The organism is Streptomyces sp. SCUT-3, assembly GCF_014083985.1.
Taxonomy (GTDB): domain Bacteria; phylum Actinomycetota; class Actinomycetes; order Streptomycetales; family Streptomycetaceae; genus Streptomyces_H; species Streptomyces_H thermolineatus.
Genome location: NZ_CP046907.1, coordinates 2,824,803 through 2,844,711, shown reverse-complemented (window position 1 = coordinate 2,844,711; position 19,909 = coordinate 2,824,803). Strand labels below are relative to the sequence as shown.

General features: G+C 74.4%; 16 protein-coding genes. 10 read left to right on the top strand and 6 right to left on the bottom strand.

Features of this window, described 5'->3' with window-relative positions; genetic code table 11:
- The first annotated feature begins 185 nt into the window (after nucleotides 1-185).
- On the top strand, nucleotides 186-1,853 hold the full coding sequence (locus tag GQS52_RS12470) for a protein kinase (RefSeq protein ID WP_182313532.1): 1,668 nt from the start codon (nucleotides 186-188) through the stop codon (nucleotides 1,851-1,853).
- Nucleotides 1,854-1,955: 102 nt separating this feature from the next.
- Here the strand turns inward: GQS52_RS12470 and GQS52_RS12465 are convergent, their stop codons facing one another.
- On the bottom strand, nucleotides 1,956-2,981 hold the full coding sequence (locus GQS52_RS12465; RefSeq protein WP_182313531.1) for a phosphotransferase: 1,026 nt from the start codon (nucleotides 2,979-2,981) through the stop codon (nucleotides 1,956-1,958).
- Nucleotides 2,982-3,407: 426 nt separating this feature from the next.
- Between GQS52_RS12465 and pdhA the strand changes: the two genes are divergently transcribed.
- From pdhA to GQS52_RS12440, 5 genes are all read left to right on the top strand, one after another.
- Nucleotides 3,408-4,529 carry a pyruvate dehydrogenase (acetyl-transferring) E1 component subunit alpha gene (pdhA, locus tag GQS52_RS12460; protein ID WP_259370741.1) on the top strand — a complete coding sequence of 374 codons (1,122 nt, stop codon included), beginning with the start codon at nucleotides 3,408-3,410 and terminating at the stop codon, nucleotides 4,527-4,529.
- Between the two features lie 11 nt (nucleotides 4,530-4,540).
- Nucleotides 4,541-5,506 carry an alpha-ketoacid dehydrogenase subunit beta gene (locus GQS52_RS12455; protein ID WP_275946491.1) on the top strand — a complete coding sequence of 322 codons (966 nt, stop codon included), beginning with the start codon at nucleotides 4,541-4,543 and terminating at the stop codon, nucleotides 5,504-5,506.
- Nucleotides 5,507-5,527: 21 nt separating this feature from the next.
- Nucleotides 5,528-6,973 carry a dihydrolipoamide acetyltransferase family protein gene (locus GQS52_RS12450; RefSeq protein WP_182313528.1) on the top strand — a complete coding sequence of 482 codons (1,446 nt, stop codon included), beginning with the start codon at nucleotides 5,528-5,530 and terminating at the stop codon, nucleotides 6,971-6,973.
- Nucleotides 6,974-7,124: 151 nt separating this feature from the next.
- Nucleotides 7,125-7,805, top strand: coding sequence for a GntR family transcriptional regulator (locus tag GQS52_RS12445; RefSeq protein ID WP_182313527.1), 681 nt, complete (start codon nucleotides 7,125-7,127; stop codon nucleotides 7,803-7,805).
- Nucleotides 7,802-9,214, top strand: a complete 1,413-nt coding sequence (locus tag GQS52_RS12440; protein ID WP_259370740.1) for an MFS transporter — start codon at nucleotides 7,802-7,804, stop codon at nucleotides 9,212-9,214. Before GQS52_RS12445 ends, GQS52_RS12440 begins: the two co-directional genes overlap by 4 nt.
- 110 nt (nucleotides 9,215-9,324) lie before the next feature.
- On the opposite strand, the gene GQS52_RS12435 is transcribed toward GQS52_RS12440, so the two are convergent.
- Nucleotides 9,325-10,149 carry a maleylpyruvate isomerase family mycothiol-dependent enzyme gene (locus GQS52_RS12435; RefSeq protein WP_182313526.1) on the bottom strand — a complete coding sequence of 275 codons (825 nt, stop codon included), beginning with the start codon at nucleotides 10,147-10,149 and terminating at the stop codon, nucleotides 9,325-9,327.
- A gap of 132 nt (nucleotides 10,150-10,281) precedes the next feature.
- Between GQS52_RS12435 and GQS52_RS12430 the strand changes: the two genes are divergently transcribed.
- Nucleotides 10,282-11,133, top strand: a complete 852-nt coding sequence (locus GQS52_RS12430) for a carbon-nitrogen family hydrolase (RefSeq protein WP_182313525.1) — start codon at nucleotides 10,282-10,284, stop codon at nucleotides 11,131-11,133.
- A 16-nt stretch (nucleotides 11,134-11,149) separates the two neighbouring features.
- On the opposite strand, the gene GQS52_RS12425 is transcribed toward GQS52_RS12430, so the two are convergent.
- Nucleotides 11,150-11,677: an ATP-binding protein gene (locus GQS52_RS12425; RefSeq protein ID WP_182313524.1), complete on the bottom strand. Its 528-nt coding sequence runs from the start codon at nucleotides 11,675-11,677 to the stop codon at nucleotides 11,150-11,152.
- A gap of 195 nt (nucleotides 11,678-11,872) precedes the next feature.
- Between GQS52_RS12425 and GQS52_RS12420 the strand changes: the two genes are divergently transcribed.
- The 3 genes from GQS52_RS12420 to GQS52_RS12410 all read left to right on the top strand — a co-directional run bounded on the left by GQS52_RS12420 (nucleotide 11,873) and on the right by GQS52_RS12410 (nucleotide 15,502).
- Entirely contained in the window at nucleotides 11,873-12,739 is an 867-nt protein-coding gene (locus GQS52_RS12420) for a helix-turn-helix transcriptional regulator (protein ID WP_259370739.1), read from the top strand.
- A gap of 112 nt (nucleotides 12,740-12,851) precedes the next feature.
- A complete protein-coding gene (locus tag GQS52_RS12415) occupies nucleotides 12,852-14,711 on the top strand; it encodes an NHL domain-containing thioredoxin family protein (RefSeq protein ID WP_182313522.1) in 1,860 nt (619 codons plus the stop codon).
- 155 nt (nucleotides 14,712-14,866) lie between these two features.
- Nucleotides 14,867-15,502 (top strand): DUF2690 domain-containing protein, encoded by a 636-nt coding sequence (locus tag GQS52_RS12410; RefSeq protein ID WP_182313521.1) that lies wholly within the window; start codon nucleotides 14,867-14,869, stop codon nucleotides 15,500-15,502.
- Between the two features lie 96 nt (nucleotides 15,503-15,598).
- Here GQS52_RS12410 and GQS52_RS12405 read toward each other — a convergent pair whose 3' ends face one another.
- From GQS52_RS12405 to GQS52_RS12395, 3 genes are all read right to left on the bottom strand, one after another.
- On the bottom strand, nucleotides 15,599-15,820 hold the full coding sequence (locus tag GQS52_RS12405; protein ID WP_182313520.1) for a DUF6458 family protein: 222 nt from the start codon (nucleotides 15,818-15,820) through the stop codon (nucleotides 15,599-15,601).
- 210 nt (nucleotides 15,821-16,030) lie between these two features.
- Entirely contained in the window at nucleotides 16,031-16,726 is a 696-nt protein-coding gene (locus tag GQS52_RS12400) for a DUF4232 domain-containing protein (RefSeq protein WP_182313519.1), read from the bottom strand.
- Nucleotides 16,727-16,874: 148 nt separating this feature from the next.
- Nucleotides 16,875-19,856 (bottom strand): BTAD domain-containing putative transcriptional regulator, encoded by a 2,982-nt coding sequence (locus tag GQS52_RS12395; RefSeq protein ID WP_182313518.1) that lies wholly within the window; start codon nucleotides 19,854-19,856, stop codon nucleotides 16,875-16,877.
- Between the last annotated feature and the right edge of the window lie 53 nt (nucleotides 19,857-19,909).

Below are 19,909 nucleotides of genomic sequence, written 5' to 3'. Positions count from 1 at the left end.
CTTCACCGATCCGTCACCTGCGGCGGTGCCCTACGCTACCGGGGGCCCTTCCGGCCGCTCGAACCGGCGCACGACCGCGTGCGCGCGGCCCGTGCATCCGGCCGCGGGTCCCACGGCCCCGCCCGGAGGCGGTAGCGTTCTTCGGTAGTGGACCGTGAACGGCCGATGAGCGACGGCGAGGACTGATGGCACAGACGCAATCCGCCGGGGAGCCCAGCGGCCCCGGCTCGGACGGCGCCGGGGTGCCCGACTCCCCGCAGCAGTGGGGCAACGGAGGCGTGGTCGGCGAGGGCCGCTACCGGCTGACCCGCCGGCTGGGGCGCGGCGGCATGGCGGAGGTGTTCGCCGCGGAGGACGTCCGTCTCGGGCGCACCGTCGCGGTGAAGCTCCTGCGCGCCGACCTGGCGGAGGACCCGGTCTCCAAGGCCCGCTTCACGCGTGAGGCGCAGGCCGTGGCCGGGCTGAACCACCATGCGGTGGTGGCCGTCTACGACTCGGGCGAGGACGTCGTCGGCAGCGACACCGTGCCGTACATCGTCATGGAGCTGGTCGAGGGCAACACCATCCGGGACCTGCTTCTCAACTCCGAGGCGCCGCCGGTCGACCAGGCCCTGATCATCGTCTCCGGCGTGCTGGAGGCCCTGGCATACAGCCACCACCACGGCATCGTCCACCGCGACATCAAGCCCGCGAACGTGATCATCACGAACACCGGCGCGGTCAAGGTCATGGACTTCGGCATCGCCCGTGCCCTGCACGGGGCGCAGAGCACCATGACCCAGACCGGCATGGTCATGGGCACCCCGCAGTACCTCTCCCCGGAGCAGGCGCTCGGCCGCGCCGTCGACGCCCGCTCCGACCTGTACGCCGTCGGCTGCCTGCTGTACGAACTGCTGGCGCTGCGGCCCCCCTTCACCGGCGAGACCCCGCTGTCGGTGGTCTACCAGCACGTGCAGGACGACCCGCGGGTGCCCTCGGAGGTCTCCGACCGGGTGCCGCCGGAGCTGGACGGACTGGTGCTGCGGGCGCTGGCCAAGGAGCCGGACGACCGCTACCAGAGCGCCGAGGAGATGCGCGGCGAGGTCCAGTACGCGCTGCGCATGCTCAACGACGTGGGCGGCAACACCGGCGCCTGGGGCACCGGGCACGTCGGCGCCACCCCGGCCGCGGGCACGGCGGCCGTCGGCGCGGCCCACGGCGAGAGCCCCGTCGCGTCCACGATGAAGTTCAACAGCACGGCGGAGCTGAGGCCGCCGCTGCTGATGGGCCCGCCCGGGGGCGAGCACCCCTCCGGGGCCTCGCCGGCCGGCGGCCGGGGCGGGAGCCCCTGGGGCAAGGCGGTGCTGTTCGTGGTCGCCGCGGTGCTGGCCGTCTCGCTCGGCGTCTGGTTCGCCGTGAGCCCCGACGACAACTCCGGCAAGGAGCCCGAGAAGGACCCGAAGCCCAGCGTCACCAAGAGCGAGAAGAAGGACCCCACGGAGGAACCCTCCTCCGGGACGTCCGCTCCCGAGACCGGGGACACCGGCTCCGGGGGCTGGAACACCAACCCCGGCGGCGGGGGCGGCTACTACAGCCCCACGCCCTCCCCGAGCGAGGACACCGGGTCGGCCGCGCCGCCGGACACCTCCGGTCCCACGAACTCCGGCGGGAGCACGACGAGCGGGAGCGGCGGCAGCGGCGGGTCCACCGGCGGCAGCACCGGGGGCTCCTCCGGCGAGACCGCCACGGGCGAGACCACCACGGGCGAGACCACCGGTGACACGACCACCGGCACGACGGACGGTGCGGGCGGTGCCGACCCGGCGGGCGGGGCCGACACCGGCGGCGTCATCGACGGCAGCACCGGCGGCTGACCGGCCGGGGGCCGCGGGGCCGTGGCCCGGCGGGTCGGCGGGTCCGCGGGTCGGCCGACCCGCAGGCCCGCGGCCCCCGGTCCGCAGTCCCCGGTCCGCGGGTCAGCGGGCGAAGGCGGCCAGCACCGCGTCGTACTCGCGGGTCCACCACACCACCAGTGCCGCCGCGGCCGGGAAGAGCGGGTCGGTCCGGTGGTCCTGCAGCTGGTACCGCCAGCTCAGCATCCAGAAGTCGTTGAGCCGCTCCCACCAGACGCGGTGCACGGCGGCGGCCAGTTCCCCGGCGGACGCCCGGGCGGTTCGGCGGTAGGCCCGCGCGTAGGCGCGCACCTTGTCCAGGTCCAGGGTGCCGCAGCCGGGCCGGAGGAAGAAGATCGCGGCCGCCCTGACCGCCTCCTCGGCCCGCGGCTGGACGTCGAGGCGGTCCCAGTCCACGATCGCCACCGGTTCGGGGCCCCGGTAGAGGACGTTCAGCGGGTGGAAGTCGCCGTGCACCCAGCCGCTGGCCGGTTCCGTGCCGGCCCGCGGCCGCCGGTGGGCGTGCCGCTCCAGCAGTTCCCGGCGCTCGGCCAGCCGCCGCTCGGCGAGGCGGTCGAAGGCGTCGCGGCGGTCCCGCTGCCGGATCCGGCCCAGCAGGTCGCCGATCAGCCGGTGGGTGTCGGCGGGGTCGGCGCTCTCCCGGGACGGCGGCTGCTCGACGGCCTGCTGGACCCGGGCCAGGCAGGTGTGGACGGTGCCGAGCAGCGAGCCGAGGCGGCGGGACTGCTCCACGCTCAGTTCCACGCCCTCCCGGTGCCGTCCCTCGATCCACGGGTAGAGCGCGAAGCGGCGGCCGTCCAGGACGGTGACGGTGCGCCCGTCGCGGGCGGGCAGGGGCGGGGCGACGGGCAGCCCCATGCCCTCCAGGCGCAGGGTGGCACGGTGCTGCCGGGCGATGAGGGCCTCGTCGCCGTCGAGGTAGTGCTTGAGGAAGAACTCGCCCCGCGAGGTGGAGAGCCGGTAACCCCGGTTGAGCAGGCCGTGCGCGACGGGCTCGCAGGACTGCGGTTCGCCGGCCCGGTAGTGGCGGGTGACGGCGCTCAGGGTGCCGGCGGGGAGCGGCGGAGTTGCCGTGCTACTGCCAGTCACGGCGCCGATCGTAGATCAACTCCGCGCGGCGCCCGTGATCGCGGCCCGTTCGGGCGCGAGCGGACGGCGAACCGGTCATCCGGCGGAAAACCGTCGATATTTCCTTTCGGTTTCAATCACCGGGAGTCGCAAACGATCTTCCCTTGACCCCCTTACGCGGGGCGACCCCGCGGGATAACCTCCCGTTGTCCCGACAGCCCGCGGAGACGGCATTTACTAGGAATTCAAAGCAAAACAGGAGCAAGAGTGCCCTTCGCGCGCTTGTACCCACAATGGGTAACGTTCCTTCTGCGGGTCGCCGGACGGGACACCTGTCATCGCCCGGAGCGGCCACGCACACACCCCGTGCGTCAGCCCGGACCGGGCGAGCCGAACCGGTCGCCGGAAGACCCCGGGGGCCGGAACGACGGAGGAGTGGACGTGACCGTGGACAGCAGTGCCGTGGCGCCCAGCGCGCCCGGCGGAGTACCGACGTCGGGGGACGAACCGCAACTGGTCCAACTGCTCACCCCCGAGGGCGAGCGGGTGGAGCACCCCGAGTACTCCATCGACCTGACCCCCGAGGAGCTGCGGGGCCTGTACCGGGACATGGTGCTCACCCGGCGTTTCGACGCCGAGGCCACGTCCCTGCAGCGCCAGGGGGAACTGGGCCTGTGGGCCTCCCTGCTCGGCCAGGAGGCCGCGCAGATCGGCTCCGGTCGCGCGCTGCGGAACGACGACTACGTCTTCCCGACCTACCGCGAGCACGGCGTCGCCTGGTGCCGCGGCGTGGACCCGCTGAACCTGCTCGGCATGTTCCGCGGCGTCAACCACGGAGGCTGGGACCCCAACAGCAACAACTTCCACCTCTACACCATCGTCATCGGCTCCCAGACCCTGCACGCCACCGGCTACGCGATGGGCGTGGCCAAGGACGGTGCGGACTCCGCCGTGATCGCCTACTTCGGCGACGGCGCGTCCAGCCAGGGCGACGTGGCCGAGGCGTTCACCTTCTCCGCCGTCTACAACGCCCCCGTGGTCTTCTTCTGCCAGAACAACCAGTGGGCGATCTCCGAGCCCACCGAGAAGCAGAGCCGGGTGCCGATCTACCAGCGCGCCGCCGGCTTCGGCTTCCCCGGCGTGCGGGTCGACGGCAACGACGTCCTCGCCGTCCTCGCCGTGACCCGGGCCGCGCTGGAGCACGCCCGCTCCGGCAACGGCCCCATGCTGGTCGAGGCCTTCACCTACCGGATGGCCCCCCACACCACCTCCGACGACTCCACCCGCTACCGCGCGGACAGCGAGCTGGCCGACTGGGAGAAGAAGGACCCCATCGCCCGCCTCGCCGCCCACCTGACCCGCGCCGGCCACGCCGACGACGACTTCTTCGCCGCCGTCGAGGCCGAGAGCGACCAGCTGGCCAAGCGCGTGCGCGAAGGGGTGCGGCAGATGCCCGACCCCGACACCATGGCGATCTTCGAGAACGTCTACGCCGACGGCCACGCGCTGGTCGACGAGGAGCGCGCGCAGTTCGCCGAGTACCTGGCATCGTTCGTGGAGGGGCACTGATCATGGCGCAGATGACGATCGTCAAGGCCCTCAACGAGGCGTTGCGCGACTCGATGGACTCCGACCCCAAGGTCCTCGTCATGGGGGAGGACGTCGGCAAGCTCGGCGGCGTCTTCCGGGTCACCGACGGACTGCAGAAGGACTTCGGCGAGGACCGGGTGATCGACACCCCGCTCGCCGAGTCCGGCATCGTCGGCACCGCCGTCGGCCTCGCCCTGCGCGGCTACCGCCCGGTGGTGGAGATCCAGTTCGACGGCTTCGTCTTCCCCGCGTACGACCAGATCGTGACGCAGCTGGCGAAGATGCACGCCCGGTCGCTGGGCAAGGTCAAGCTGCCGGTGGTCGTCCGCATCCCCTTCGCGGGCGGCATCGGCGCGGTCGAGCACCACAGCGAGTCCCCCGAGGCGCTGTTCGCCCACGTCGCGGGCCTGAAGTGCGTCTCCCCGTCGAACCCGGCGGACGCCTACTGGATGCTCAGGCAGGCGATCGCCGGCGACGACCCGGTGATCTTCTTCGAGCCCAAGCGCCGCTACTGGGACAAGGGCGAGGTCCACAAGGACGGGGTCCCGCAGGACCTGCACCGGGCGCGGGTCGCCCGGGAGGGCACCGACCTGACGCTGGCTGCCTACGGCCCGATGGTGAAGGTCTGCCTGGAGGCCGCCGAGGCCGCCGCCGGGGAGGGCCGCAGCCTGGAGGTCGTGGACCTGCGTACCCTCAGCCCCGTGGACTTCGACACCCTGCAGAAGTCCGTGGAGAAGACCCGCAGGCTGGTGGTCGTGCACGAGGCGCCGGTGTTCCTCGGCACGGGTGCGGAGATCGCCGCGCGGATCACCGAGCGCTGCTTCTACCACCTCGAGGCACCGGTGCTGCGGGTCGGCGGATTCCACGCCCCGTACCCGCCGTCCCGCCTGGAGGAGGAGTACCTGCCGGGTCTGGACCGCGTGCTCGACTCCGTCGACCGCGCCCTGGCGTTCTGAGAGCGAGGAGATGTTGTGACCGTGACTGCCACAACGCAGCGCTTCCGTGAGTTCAAGATGCCCGACGTGGGCGAGGGGCTCACCGAGGCCGAGATCCTCAAGTGGTACGTCGCCCCCGGCGACACCGTCACCGACGGGCAGGTGGTCTGCGAGGTCGAGACCGCCAAGGCCGCCGTCGAACTGCCCATCCCCTTCGACGGCGTGGTGCACGAGCTGCGCTTCGAGGAGGGCACGACGGTCGACGTGGGCACCACCATCATCAGCGTCGACACCGACCCCTCGGGCGGCGGCGCCCCGGTGCCCGCACCGGCCGCCGAGCCGCAGGCCGCCCCGGCCCCCGCCCCTGCCGACGAGCCCAAGGAGGAGCGCCGCTCGGTGCTGGTCGGCTACGGGCCGCGCAGCACCTCCGCCAAGCGCCGCCCCCGCAAGCCGCAGCCCGGCGCCGCCGCACCGGCACCCGCGCCCGCACCGGCACCCGCGCCCGCTCCGGCGGCACCCGCGCCCGCACCGGCACCCGTGTCCGGTGCCAACGGGCACGGCGGCGCCGGCACCAGGCCGCTGGCCAAGCCCCCGGTCCGCAAGCTCGCCAAGGACCTGGGCATCGACCTGACGGCCGTGGTCCCCACCGGGCCCGGCGGCACCGTCACCCGCGAGGACGTGCACGCCGCGGCCGCCCCGCGGCCCGAGGCCGCCGCAGCCCCCGCACCGGCGCCCGCCCCCGCCCCGGCCGCCCCGGCGGCAGCGGCACCCGGGACGGACCGGACCGGCCGGGAGCGCCGCATCCCCGTCAAGGGCGTGCGGAAGGCCACCGCGCAGGCCATGGTCTCCAGCGCCTTCACCGCGCCGCACGTCACCGAGTTCGTCACGGTGGACGTCACCCGCACGGTGAAGCTGGTGAGCGAGCTCAAGGCGGACCCGGACCTGGCGGGCGTGCGGATCAACCCGCTGCTGCTCGTCGCCCGGGCCCTGCTGATCGCGATCCGTCGCAACCCGGAGATCAACGCCTCCTGGGACGAGGAGAACCAGGAGATCGTGGTCAAGGACTACGTCAACCTGGGCATCGCGGCGGCCACCCCGCGCGGGCTGATCGTCCCCAACATCAAGGACGCCGGGACGAAGACCCTGACGGAGCTGGCCTCGGCCCTGGCCGGCCTGGTGGCCACCGCCAGGGAGGGCAAGACCTCCCCGGCCGACATGTCCGGCGGCACGGTGACCATCACCAACGTGGGCGTCTTCGGCGTCGACACCGGCACCCCCATCCTCAACCCGGGGGAGTCGGCGATCCTGGCCCTCGGCGCGATCCGGGAGCAGCCGTGGGTGCACAAGGGCAAGGTCAAGCCCCGGCACGTCACCACGCTGGCGCTCTCCTTCGACCACCGGCTGGTCGACGGCGAGCTGGGTTCGAAGGTGCTCGCCGACATCGCGGCGGTCCTGGAGCACCCCAAGCGGTTCATGACCTGGTCGTGACCGTCCGCGGGGCCCGGAGACGGGCCCCGCGCGGGCACCGCCGCGGGCCCGTGCGGGCCCGTCCGGCCCGGTTGCCCCGGCCCGCAGGCCCCGTCCGGAATCCGGACGGGGCCCGCTTCGTCGCCCCTGTTGTATCTATGATGCGTGCATCATGAGTGCCGCGACCCCCGCCCCCGCCCAGGCCGTCCGCCGGCCGGCCGCCGACCGCGTCTACCACCACGTCAAGCAGGCCGTGCTCGACCGCCGTTACGAGGGCGGCACCCTCCTCACCGAGGGCGACCTGGCCGACGCCGTGGGCGTCTCCCGCACCCCGGTGCGCGAGGCCCTGCTGCGCCTGGAGGCGGAGGGCCTGCTCAAGCTCTACCCGAAGAAGGGCGCGCTGGTCCTGCCCGTCTCCGCACAGGAGATCGCGGACGTCCTGGAGACCCGGCTGCTGGTCGAGGAGCACGCCGCCCGCCGGGTGTTCCCCGCCGCGGACTCCCTGGTCCGGCGGCTGGAGGAACTGCTGGAGGAGCAGCGCCGCCACGCCGCGACGGGAGACCTGGCCGCGTTCGCGGCGGCCGACCGCTGCTTCCACGCGGAGATCGTGCGCGCGGCCGGCAACCGCATCCTGTCGCACCTGTACGACCAGCTCCGGGACCGCCAGCTGCGCATGGGCGTCGCCACCATGAACGCCCACCCCGACCGCATCACCAAGAACATCGCCGAGCACGCCGAGATCCTCGAAGCGCTGCGCGGCGGGGACGCCGGGGCCGCGACGGCCGCGGTCCACCGGCACATCACCCGGGTCGGCGCCCTCGTCCGGGGCGGCACGGACGGCGGCGCCCGGTGACCGCGCGGCCCGAAACCCCCGGAACCCCCGAAACCCCCGGGACCCCTGCGGGGCCGCCACCCGCCGGGTCCTCCGCCGGCCGCCCCGCCGAGCCCCCCGGCGGGCACCGGGCCCGCTTCGTCTGGGGCATCGGCGTCGCCGTCTACATGGTCGCCGTCGTCCACCGCAGCAGCCTGGGCGTGGCCGGGATCGACGCCGCCGACCGCTTCGGCGTCAGCGCCTCCGCCCTGTCGACCTTCTCGATCCTCCAGGTCCTCGTCTACGCGGGCATGCAGATACCCGTCGGCCTGCTCGTCGACCGGTTCGGCACGAAGAAGGTGCTGAGCGCGGGCATCGTGCTGTTCACCGCGGGGCAGCTCGGCTTCGCGCTCTCCACCTCCTTCGCGCCCGCGCTCGTCGCCCGCGCCGTGCTCGGCTGCGGCGACGCGATGACGTTCGTGAGCGTGCTGCGGCTGGGCTCGTGCTGGTTCCCTGCACGCCGGGGACCGGTGGTCTCGCAGGTGGCCGCCGTCGTCGGCATGGCGGGCAACCTCGTCAGCACCGTGCTGCTCGTCCGGCTCCTGGACTCCGCGGGGTGGACCCGGACCTTCGTCGGCACGGCGGTCGGCGGTGCCGCGGTGCTCCTCCTTGTCCTGGTCTTCCTCAAGGACCACCCGGAGGGCCTCGAGCCGCCCCCCGCCGCACGGACCACCCGCGCGGGGATCGCCGGCCGGCTCTCCGCGGCCTGGGCCGAGCCCGGCACCCGCCTGGGCATGTGGGTGCACTTCACCACGCAGTTCCCCGGGATGGTCTTCCTGCTGCTGTGGGGCCTGCCCTACCTGGTCGAGGGCCAGGGGCTGGACCGCGCCACGGCCTCCGCCCTGCTCACCCTCGTCGTCGTCTCCAACATCGTCCTCGGCATGGTCTTCGGCCAGGTGATCGGACGTCACCACGGGGCCCGGATGCCGCTGACCCTCGGCGTCGTCGGCGCCAACGCCGCGGCCTGGGCCGCCGTCCTGGCCTGGCCCGGTGACCGCGCCCCCGCGTGGCTGCTCGTCACCCTCTGCCTGGTCATGGGGGCCTGCGGCCCCGGTTCGATGATCGGTTTCGACTTCGCGCGCCCGGCGAACCCGCCGGAACGGTTCGGCACGGCCTCCGGCATCGTCAACATCGGCGGCTTCACGGCCTCGATGATCACGCTGTTCGCCGTCGGCGCCGTCCTGGACCTGGTCCACGCGGGCCCGGCCGGCTCGGCCTACCCGCCGCACGCCTACCGGGCCGCCTTCTGCACCGTCTTCGCGGTCCAGGCCGTCGGCACCTTCCAGATCCTCAGGCTGCGGGGACGCGCCGCGGAACTGGAGCGGCAGCGCGTCGCCGCCAGCCGCGTGGAGAGCTTCCACGTCCCCGCGGGAGCCCCGGAAACCCGGTAGCCGGGCGGCCGGCGGGCGGGCGCCCGGCGTCCCGCCACGCGCCCCCCGGCCGCCCCCGGCCGCCCCCGCCCCCGCCCCCGGCCGCCACCGCGCCGCGGCGGCGCTCCGGGTCAGGGCGTGACGGCCATGTTCGCCAGGACCGCCGAGGCCAGCTCCGCGTCCCCCTCCACCTTGACCTGCTCGCGCACCGCGGCCGGCCGCACCCGGCCGCAGGCCAGCCGCAGGTAGGTCTCCCAGTCCATGGACAGGCTCACGGTCGGCGCCAGCGTCACGTGGCTGTCCAGCCTGCCGCGCCCGTGCCCGTCCACCCGCACGGTGCGCATGAACTCCGTCTCGCCGGTCACGTCGAACACCACGGAGGACCCCGAGGGGACCCCGGCGTCCTTGGCGACCACCTTCGGCAGCGCCTCCAGCAGCCGGTCGCGCACCAGTTGGGCGCCGGGGGAGTCCAGGTTGCCGGGGACGCGCAGCGCGCGGCGCAGGTCCTGCTCGTGGACCCACACGTCGAAGGCGCGCATGGTCAGCAGCTCGTCGAGGGTGGTGTCCTTGCCCATCAGGCCGCGCACGGTCGTCCCGGGGTCGCGGGACTCGTTCCGCAGCTGCCGGCTGCGGCGGATGATCGTGTACTCCAGCTCCGAGGTCATCTCCGGGGCGGTGTGGCAGCGCCGGACGTCCACCGGGACCTCGATGTACCGGGAGAACTCGTCGACGACGTGGAACAGGTCCCTCGGGAGCGTGTGGATCGGGCGGGGGTCGCCCAGCATCTCGCACTCGACGCCGATCACGTGCGAGACGACGTCGCGCACCGACCAGCCCGGGCACTCGGTCGCCCGGTTCCATTCACTCTCGGCAAGCGGGGCGACCAGCTCCGATATGGATTCCACGGAGTGGGTCCAGGCGTCTATGGAGGACTGCAGCTTCTGATGGACGGTCACGAGACCCCTCGAACGATCGGAGCGCGCTGGTCGTGTTGGCCTAAGTTACGCTGCGCACGAGTACTGCGGCAGCGCTTCTGCCGACGATCGTATGTCCGATGTGACAGTCCCAACCCCAGGACGGGTGATACTGTGCGCGCTTCGTTGCTGCAGATTGACGTCGACCCCGGCGAATCGGTCGAAAAGCGTCGCGCCCGGGTGGCCGGCCTCGTACGGGAGGAGGCCGGGTCCGACCTCGTCGTCCTCCCCGAGCTGTGGACCGTCGGCGCCTTCTCCGAGGACCTGTGGCAGGAGACGGCCGAGCCCCTCGACGGCCCCACCGCCGCCGCCGTGTCGGAAGCCGCCCGCGACGCCGGGGTGTGGCTGCACGCGGGCAGCATCGTGGAGCGCGACGGCGCCGACCTCTACAACACCTCGCTGCTGTTCTCGCCCGACGGCGTGCTGCGCGCCTCCTACCGCAAGATCCACCGCTTCGGGTTCGACCGCGGCGAGGCCGTGGCGATGAGCGGCGGCGACCGGATCGTCACCGCCCCGCTCTCCGTCCCGGCCCCCGCCGGGGAGGCCGACGCCGGGGAGGCCTCCTCCGCAGGAAGCGCCTCCCCCGTCCTGGGCCTGGCCACCTGCTACGACCTGCGCTTTCCGGAGCAGTTCCGCCTCCTGGTCGACGCCGGCGCCGGGATGATGGTCGTCCCGGCCGGCTGGCCCGCCCGCCGGCGCGGCCACTGGACCCTGCTGGCCCGCGCCCGCGCGGTGGAGTCCCAGGCCTACGTGCTGGCCTGCTGCACGGCGGGCACCCACGCGGGGATCGAGCAGGCCGGGCACAGCATGGTCGTCGACCCGTGGGGCGAGGTGCTGGCCGAGGCCGGGGCCGGCGAGCAGGTCCTGCGGGCCGACATCGACCCCTCCCTCGTGGCGCGGACCCGCGCCGACTTCCCCGTCCTGCGCGACCGCGTCCTGGGCCTCCCGGCGCCCCGGCCGAGCTGACCGACCCCCGCGGGCCTCAGAAGTCGAGGCTCTGCTGGGTCCACAGCGACACCTCGGCCCAGACCGCCTTGCCGCCGCGGCGCAGCGCGGCCCCGATCCTCGTCGCCTGCGTCGCCACGAGGAAGAGGCCGCGCCCGCCCTCCTGGAACAGGTCGGGGGGCTCGAGCGGGAAGGCCGGCAGGGTCGGGCAGCCGTCCCGCACCTCGATCCGCACGCCGCCGGGCACCTCGCGCAGGGCGAGCTCGCCCTGCCGCCCCGGGGTGTGGCGCACGTTGCTGCACAGTTCGGTGGCGATGAGCGTGCTGTCGTGCGCCAGGGCCTCCAGGCCCCAGCACCCCAGGGACGCCTCCACCATCCCGCGCAGGTGGGGAAGGCGGCGCGGGTGGTAGGAGAACTGGAGCCTGCACTCGCGGCCGGCCCCGGTGCGGGACCCGGCGGGACGGGGCCCGCCCCCGGGACGGAACTCGCCCCCGGGGCGGCCGCTCCGGGGCCGGGGTACGCCGCCCGGCCGGGGCGGGTGGGGGGCTGCTGCCGTCGGATCCATGGGGCCTCCGGAGTGCGCGGGCGGGCGGAACGCACGGTGGCACTGAGTGCCTGATCTTGCACCCTTGGTGATCACCACTGGTCAGACTGCTCGATCACTATTCCTTTGGCAAGTATTCCTAAAATGCTTCACACGATCCGGCGGCTCGTGCGGAACAAACCCCTCCGGACGGGCCCCCCGGACCACCATGTCCCCATGGAACGGACCGAGACGCCCTCCGTGCGCAGCCGCCGGCTCGGCGCCGAACTGCGCCGCCTGCGCGAGGCCGCGGGACTGACCATGGGGGACGCCGCCGCGGAACTGCAGTGCGGGCAGCCCAAGATCAGCAAGATCGAGGCCGGCCGGCGCGGCGTCCGCCCCCTCGACCTCGACCACCTGCTGACCCTCTACGGACTCCACGACACCGTCCGGCGGCAGGCCCTCAAACGCCTCGCCGCGCACACGCGCAGGATCGACTGGTGGGCCGAGAAGGGGGCGCAGCTCCGCGACGACCTCAGGGACTACCTGACCCTGGAGGCCGACAGCCGCCTCGTCCGCGCCTACGAGACCCGGCTCGTGCCCGGCCTGCTCCGGACCGGGGAGTACACGGCGGCGGTCTTCCGCGGCCACTGCCCGGAGGACGAGGCACTCCGGATGACCGACACCGGACTGAGGCGCAGGGAGGCGTTCCTCGCCGGCGACTGCAGGCTGGAGGCGGTGCTCGACGTCACCGTCCTGCACTCCGTCGTCGGCACGGAGCGCACCATGGCCGACCAGCTCGACCACCTGCTGGCCATGGCCGAGCACCCCCGGGTGGAGGTCCGGGTGCTCCCCCTGCGCCGCACCGTCACACCCGGCCAGTACCCGCCCTGCACGATCTTCACGATGCGGGGCGAGCCGTCCGCCGACTACGTCTGGCTGGAGCACCTGACCTCCGGCACGCTGCTGGACCGGGAGCACGACCTGGAGCGGTACCGCCGGGCCTGGGCCGAGCACACCGCGGCCGCGGCGTCCCCCGAGGAGTCCCGCGAGCACATCCGGCAGCTCGCCCACGACTACCGCGCCGCGGCCGCCGCGGCGTGAGAGGACCGCGGCCCCGTCCGGCCGCCCGTCCGCGGGGTCGGGACGGGCAGGGGCGAGGCGGGGCGGGTCGGGCCGGGGAATAGCCGCGGACACGGCGGGGTTGGACGCCGTTATGGCTACACGTGCGCGCGTCCGCGCCCCCGAACTGGTCGGCAGGGGCGGATGGATCAACACCGGCGGTGCGGAACTCTCCCTCGCCGACCTCCGCGGAAAGATCGCGATTCTCGACTTCTGGACGTTCTGCTGCATCAACTGCCTGCACGTCCTGGACGAGCTGCGGGAGCTGGAGGAGAAGCACCGCGACACCGTGGTGGTCGTCGGCGTGCACTCGCCCAAATTCGTCCACGAGGCCGACCACCGGGCCGTCCTGGACGCGGTGGAGCGCTACGAGGTCCACCACCCCGTCCTCGACGACCCCGAGCTGGCCACCTGGAAGCAGTACGCGGTGCGGGCCTGGCCGACCCTGGTGGTGATCGACCCCGAGGGGTACGTCGTCGCCCAGCACGCGGGCGAGGGCCACGCGCACGCCCTGGAGAAGCTCGTCGCCGAACTGGAGGCCGAGCACGCGGCGAAGGGCACCCTGCGCCGCGGCGACAGCCCGTACGTGCCGCCGGAGCCGGTCGCCGGCGACCTGCGCTTCCCCGGCAAGGCGCTGCTGCTGCCCGACGGCCACTACCTGGTCTCCGACTCCACCCGGCACGCCCTCGTGGAGCTGGCGGAGGACGGCGAGACCGTGGTGCGCCGGATCGGCAGCGGCGAGCGCGGGCTCGCCGACGGCCCGGCGGAGCAGGCCAGGTTCAGCGAGCCGCAGGGGCTGGCGCTGCTGCCGGAGGAGGAGGCGGAGCGGCTCGGCTGCGACGTCGTCGTCGCCGACACCGTCAACCACGCGCTGCGCGGCGTGCGGCTGTCGGACGGCTCGGTCACCACGCTGGCCGGCACCGGGCAGCAGTGGTGGCAGGGCTCGCCGGCCTCCGGCCCGGCCCGCGAGGTCGCCCTGTCCTCCCCCTGGGACGTGGCCTGGTTCGCCGGCCGGCTGTGGATCGCCATGGCCGGCGTCCACCAGCTGTGGTCCTACGACCCCGCGCGCGGCACCGTCGCCGTCGAGGCGGGCACCACCAACGAGGGCCTGGTCGACGGCCCGGCGGAGCAGGCGTGGTTCTCCCAGCCCTCCGGCCTGGCGGCGGCCGGTGACCGGCTGTGGGTCGCGGACTCCGAGAGCTCGGCCGTCCGCTGGGTCGAGCGGGCCGACGGGGAGGGCGAGGAGGGCGGCTCCGGCTTCGTGGTCCGCACCGCGGTCGGCACCGGCCTGTTCGACTTCGGTCACCGCGACGGCGCGGCCGGGCAGGCCCTGCTGCAGCACCCGCTGGGCGTCACCGCGCTCCCGGACGGCTCGGTCGCCGTCTCCGACACCTACAACCACGCGCTGCGCCGCTACGACCCGGTCTCGCAGGAGGTCACCACGCTCGCCACCGACCTGCGCGAGCCGTCGGACGCGGTGCTCGTCGGCGGTGACGTCGTGGTGGTGGAGTCCGCCGCCCACCGGCTGACCCGGCTGCGGCTGCCCGAGGAGGCGGTGCGGGTCGAGTCCGCGGCGCACCGCACCCGGCGGCCGGCCACCGAGGTCGCACCGGGCGCGCTGCGCCTGGACGTCGTCTTCTCCGCCCCGGCCGGGCAGAAGCTGGACGACCGCTACGGTCCCTCGACCCGGCTGCTGGTCAGCGCCACCCCGCCGGAGCTCATCGCTTCCGGCGAGGGCGCGGGCACGGACCTGAGCCGCGAGATCGTCCTGGCCGCGGACGGTCCCGGCGAAGGGGTCCTGCACGTCTCGGCGATGGCGGCGTCCTGCGACGACGCGCCGGACGTCGAGTACCCGGCCTGCCACGTCCACCAGCAGGACTGGGGGGTCCCGGTCCGCCTGGTGCCGGGAGGGGCCACCCGCCTCCCCCTGGTCCTGGCCGGCATGGACGCCTGACGGGAACCTGCGGCGGCCGTTCCCGGTGCCCGTCGGTACCCGCCGGGCACCGGGAACGGCCAGCTTTCGTTGCTGTGAGTGATTTCCCTGTTCCTCTGAGTGGCCTATGATGTGACGCCCTGTCATGTGGACGAGCTGCCTCGGGGGAGGCCTGTATGGCTGGTGACGCACAAGGAACGGACGCCGCGGCAGACGGTGCCGCGCAGCAACCGGACGGGGCCGGGGCACCCCGGGCGGACCGCCGCTCGTGGGTGCGCAGGCACGGGCCCGAGACGCTGATCGGCGCGGTGGCCGTCACGATCGTGGGAGCGGTGGTGAGTTCCGTCCTCGGGGTGCTGCTCCCCGGGGAGGACGACGGGAAGGCCGCGGCCGTCCCCTCGGCCTCACCGGCTTCACCGGCCTCCCCGGCCTGCGGGGGAGAGACCTGCCGCGGGCTCGACCCGAAGGAGTCCCGCTGCGACGACGCGCGGACCCTGGCCGAGGGGGAGGCGGGCGTGATGCGGGTGGAGGTCCGGCACAGCAAGGAGTGCAAGGCGGTCTGGGGGAAGCTGACGGGGGCCCGGCCCGGGGACCCGGTGACGGTCAGCACCTCCCCCGCGGACCGTCAGCGCGCCGAGGTGGCCACCGGCCGTACGAAATACACGCCGATGCTGCCGGTGGGTGACACGTTCGACGTCCAGGTCTGCGCCGTGTCCCGCGCGGGGGATCCCGAGGGGGGTGTGCCGAAGGGGGCCGAGCCGTGCGCGGGCGCCGACCAGGACGACCTGGCCCGCGTAGTGGGGGCGGGCTGAGCGTCCCCCGGCGAGCGGGACGTCGAAGCGGCCGCGTTCCCCGGGGGACGAGGGAACGCGGCCGCTGCTCGTGGGGTGCGCTCGCGCACCGCGCACTCAGTGGTAGTAGTTGTGGTCCTCTATGACCGGGGCCGCCGGGGGCGGCGGCTGCATGCGGCGGCGCTTGAAGATGGTCACGTACACGGCGAGGCCGATCATGCCCACCGCCATCATGATCAGCCCGATCAGATCGACGTTGATGCCGGACAGTTCCAGGTCCACCGCGAACGTCAGGATCGCTCCGATGGCTATGAGACCGATGCAGCCTCCGATACCCATGATCTCGTGCCTCCGTCGTGCCGTCGTCGGCGTCGTCGCGTCTGCGCCGCCTGCGTTGTCTGCGCTGTCTGTTCCGTCTCGGGGCTGCGCCTACCCCCGAACACCGACGGCACGCATGCCGTTTCGTGTCCGGGGGCGCGGGATGCCTTTCCGGGAGGGCGGGGTGACGCGGCGTCGGCCTGTCGGGGGCCTTCGGAGGGAGGGCGGCTGTCAGTACGTCAGGGCCTCGTCGGCGCTGCTCCGCCAGTGGGTGACGGTCTCGTTGCTGATGTAGACGCTGTTGGTGGAGGCGCTGAGGGTGCCGGGCACGGTCCCGCCCTTGAGGTCGCGCAGGGTGATGGTGACCTCGGTCTCCTCCACGCCCTCGCCGGTGTCCTCGCCCGCCGAGGAGGTCATGACACCGGCGTAGGCGGAACCGCCGGGCGCGAGCTCCGGCTCGGCCTCGGGCGCGGAGCTCTCGACGATCTGGGAGGAGGACTGGGCCTCGCCCCAGCGCACGTACGGGGCGTCGATCACGTGGCAGGGCCGGTCCGAGGTGTTGGTGACCACCAGCAGCACGTGGTTGACCGGCCTGCTGACCGGCTTCACCTCGAACTCGAGGTCGCCGGTGCCGCAGACGGCGGTTCCCGAGCCGCGGTCGGCGGAGCCGCCGCCGTTCATGACGTCCCCCTCCTCCTGCTTCCCGCCGGAGGACGACCCGCCGGTGGAGGAGCCTCCCGTGGTCTGCCCCTTGGCACCGCCGGAGCCGCCGGAGTCGCTGCCGGAGCCGGCGGAGGCGGTGGAGCCCGTGGAGCCGCCGGCGTCGGTGTCGGTGGCGCCGTTGCAGGCGGTCAGGCCCAGGGTGAGGGCGGTGGCGGCCAGGGCGACGGCGGCGTGGCGGACGGTGCGGGAACGGAGTGCGCGCATGATGGTGGTTCTCCCCCGTGCTGGTGGAAATCTGCTGGTCAGGGCTTGGGCACCGAGTGCCGCGCCCTCTGCTGAAGAGACTCCCGGAGTGCGTTGGTGCGCCACCAACGCACCGCCAACGTCTCACTAACGCGCTCCCGCTGGGCCCTTACCCGCCACCTGCCGTCGTGCCCGTGGTCGTGCCCGTCGCCGTGCCCGCGAGGGCCCTGCGGTGCCGTTCCGCGTAGGCCTCGGCCTCGTCCGTGCGGCCCAGCGCGCGGGCCGCTTCCGCGAGGCCGTCCAGGGCGGGGACCGCTCCGTCGTGGAAGTGCGTCCGCTCCGCCGCCTCCAGGGCCGCGGAGAGCTGCTCCAGCGCCTCGCCGGGCCGTCCCAGGGCCAGCAGCGCCCTGCCGCGGGTGGTCATCAGCAGGACGCGGCGCGCCTCGGCCTGTCCCGCGGGCACGAGGCCGAGCGCGAGGTCGCAGTGGTCCAGGGCCTCCTGCGGGGCGCCGGCGGTCTCCAGTAAGTGGCGGGCCAGGTGGTGCAGGGCGAGCATCCCGGTCTGGGCGAGGCCCGCTCCGCGGGCTGCTTCCGCGGCCTGCGTCCAGCACCGCACGGCCTCGTCCGCCTCGCCCCTGCTCTCCCGGGCGCAGCCCAGGTTGACCAGGGCGAGGGCCCGGCCCTCGGTGTCGCCGGCGGCGGCCGCCCGGCCGGGGGCGCGGTCGAGCAGTTCCAGGGCCTCGTCGGTGCGGCCCTCCTCGGTGAGGACCCACCCCAGGAGGGTGCAGGCCCGGGACTCGGCGTCGGGGTCGCCCAGGGAGACCGCGGCGTCCAGGGCGTGGCGCAGCACCGGTGTCCAGCCGTCGCGGGCCCGCTGGACGACCATCGGCCACAGCAGCAGGGCGATCCGCCAGGCGCGGTCGGCGAGCCCGGCCCGGGCCGCGGCGGAGACCGCGCCGGTGAGGTTGGCCCGTTCGGTCGTGTACCAGTCCATGGCCCGGGCCCGGTCGGGGAAGTCCGGGGCGACGGTGGGCCGGTGCGCGTCCGGGGGGAGCGTGCAGCACGGCCGGCTGCCCGGTTCGGCCGCCGCTGCGGCGGCCAGCGCGGTGCACAGGTAGTGGTCGAGGAGCCGGAGCAGTCCTTCCCGATCGCTCTCGTCGGCGAGGCTGCGCGCGTAGAGGCGGACGAGGTCGTGGAGGGTCCAGCGGCCGGGGGCGGAGTCCTCGACGAGGTGGGCGGCGGCCAGCTGCTCCAGGGCGTCGCCGGCCCGGCCGGGTGTGCAGCCGGCGAGGGCGGCGGCCGCGTACCGGTCCAGGTCGGGCCCGGTGTGCAGGCCGAGCCGGCGGAACATCACGCCTGCGGAAGGGGGGAGTTGCTGCACCGACAGGCGCAGCGCCGCCTCGACGCCGGTGTCCTCCGCGGACAGCAGTTTCAGCCGCCTCTGCTCGTCGGCGAGTTCGTCCGCCATGGCCCGCAGGGTCCACTGCGGGCGGGTGGCCAGCCGGGCGGCGACGATCCGCAGGGCGAGCGGGAGGCCGTCGCACAGCACGGCCAGCCGGCGGGCGGCCTCCGGCTCGGCCGCCACCCGCTCCTCCCCGAGGGCGGCGCGGAGGAGGGCGGTCGCGTCGTCGGGGCCGAGCATGCCGAGGGGGAGCGGCCGGGCGCAGTCGGTGGCTACCAGTCCGTCCAGGCGCTGCCTGCTCGTGACCACGGTGACGCAGCCCGGTCCGCCGGGCAGCAGCGGCCTGACCTGCTCGGAGCTGCGGGCGTTGTCGAGCACCACCAGGACGCGGCGGTCCGCGGTCAGGCTGCGGTACAGCGCGGCGGCGGCGTTGACGGACTCGGGGACGTGCCGGGGCGCGACGCCGAGCGCGGTGAGGAACTCGTGGAGCACGTCGGAGGCCGTGGCCTCGCCGGTGGTGCTGAAGCCGCGCAGGTCCGCGAAGAGCCGGCCGTCGGGGAAGGAGCCGCGCGCCCGGTGGGCCCAGTGCACGGCCAGCGTCGTCTTGCCGACACCGGTGGGCCCGGTGACCAGGCACACGGCGGACTCGCCCGCGGCGGCGCGGCCCAGCGCCGCCAGTTCGGCCGACCGGCCCAGGACAGTCCCGGAGGCCCGGGGCAGCAGGTCGGGTGCGCGGTGCGGCGGGGCGGCGGCACCGTCCTCGCCGGACGTTCCCGGGCCCGCCGGTGCCCCTGCCGGCCCCTCCCGTCCTTCCGCGGGCGCGGGCGCGGGCGGCGGTGTGGACGGGGAGGTGGGCGCGGGCGGGTGCGGCGCGGAGCCGGTGTCGGGGCCGGGGCCGGGGAGCACCGCGGGGGAGGAGGGGGCCGCGCGGTCCCCGGGTGCTGTGTGCGGGGCCCGGCCGGGCTGCCCTCCGCGATGGTCCCGGTCGTCCCGGTCGTCCCGGTCGTTCCGTTCCGCGCGCAGTACGCGGGCGTAGGCGCCGGCGAGTTCGGGGCCGGGGTCGACGCCGAGCTCGTCGGCGAGGAGCCGGCGGGTGCGGTGGTAGTGGTCCAGGGCCTCGGACTGCCGGCCGGCCCGGTACAGGGCGAGCACGAGGGCCGCGGACAGCGGTTCGCGCAGGGGGTGGGCGGCGGTTTCGGCGCGCAGCACGGCGACCGCCCGGTCGTGCTCGCCGAGCTTCCCGTGGGCCCGCGCGAGGTCCTGGACGGCGGTCAGCCGGGCTTCCTCCAGGGCCTGCGCGGCGGCTTCCAGCGGGGGGCCGGACACGGCCCCGTTGAGCGGGGGGCCGTGCCACAGGGCCAGTGCCTCGTGCAGCATCAGGATGCTGTCCGAGGGCTGTTTCTGCTGCCGGGCGAGTCCCGTGAGCTCTTCGAACCGGTACGCGTCCAGGAGGGTTTCCGGCATCCGCAGGACGTACGCCGCGCCCCGGGTGGCCAGTTCGACGCCGTAGGCGTCCGCCCGTCCGGTGGAGAGCAGGGCGCGGAGCCGGGAGATGTGTCCCTGGACGACGGTCTTCGCGTGGGCGGGGGGCCGGTCCGCCCACAGGGCGTCGATGAGGTGGTCCACGGGGACGGTGGTGTTGGGGCGCAGCAGGAGCGCCGCGAGCACGCTGCGGCGCTTCGCCGGCCCCAGCGGGAGTTCTCCGTCCTCCGTGTCGACCGATACGGCTCCGAGCAGCCGGAACTCCACCGGTATCCCCCTTCGGCCCGCGTGGGTGCGCGACGACTGAGGATACCGGTGGG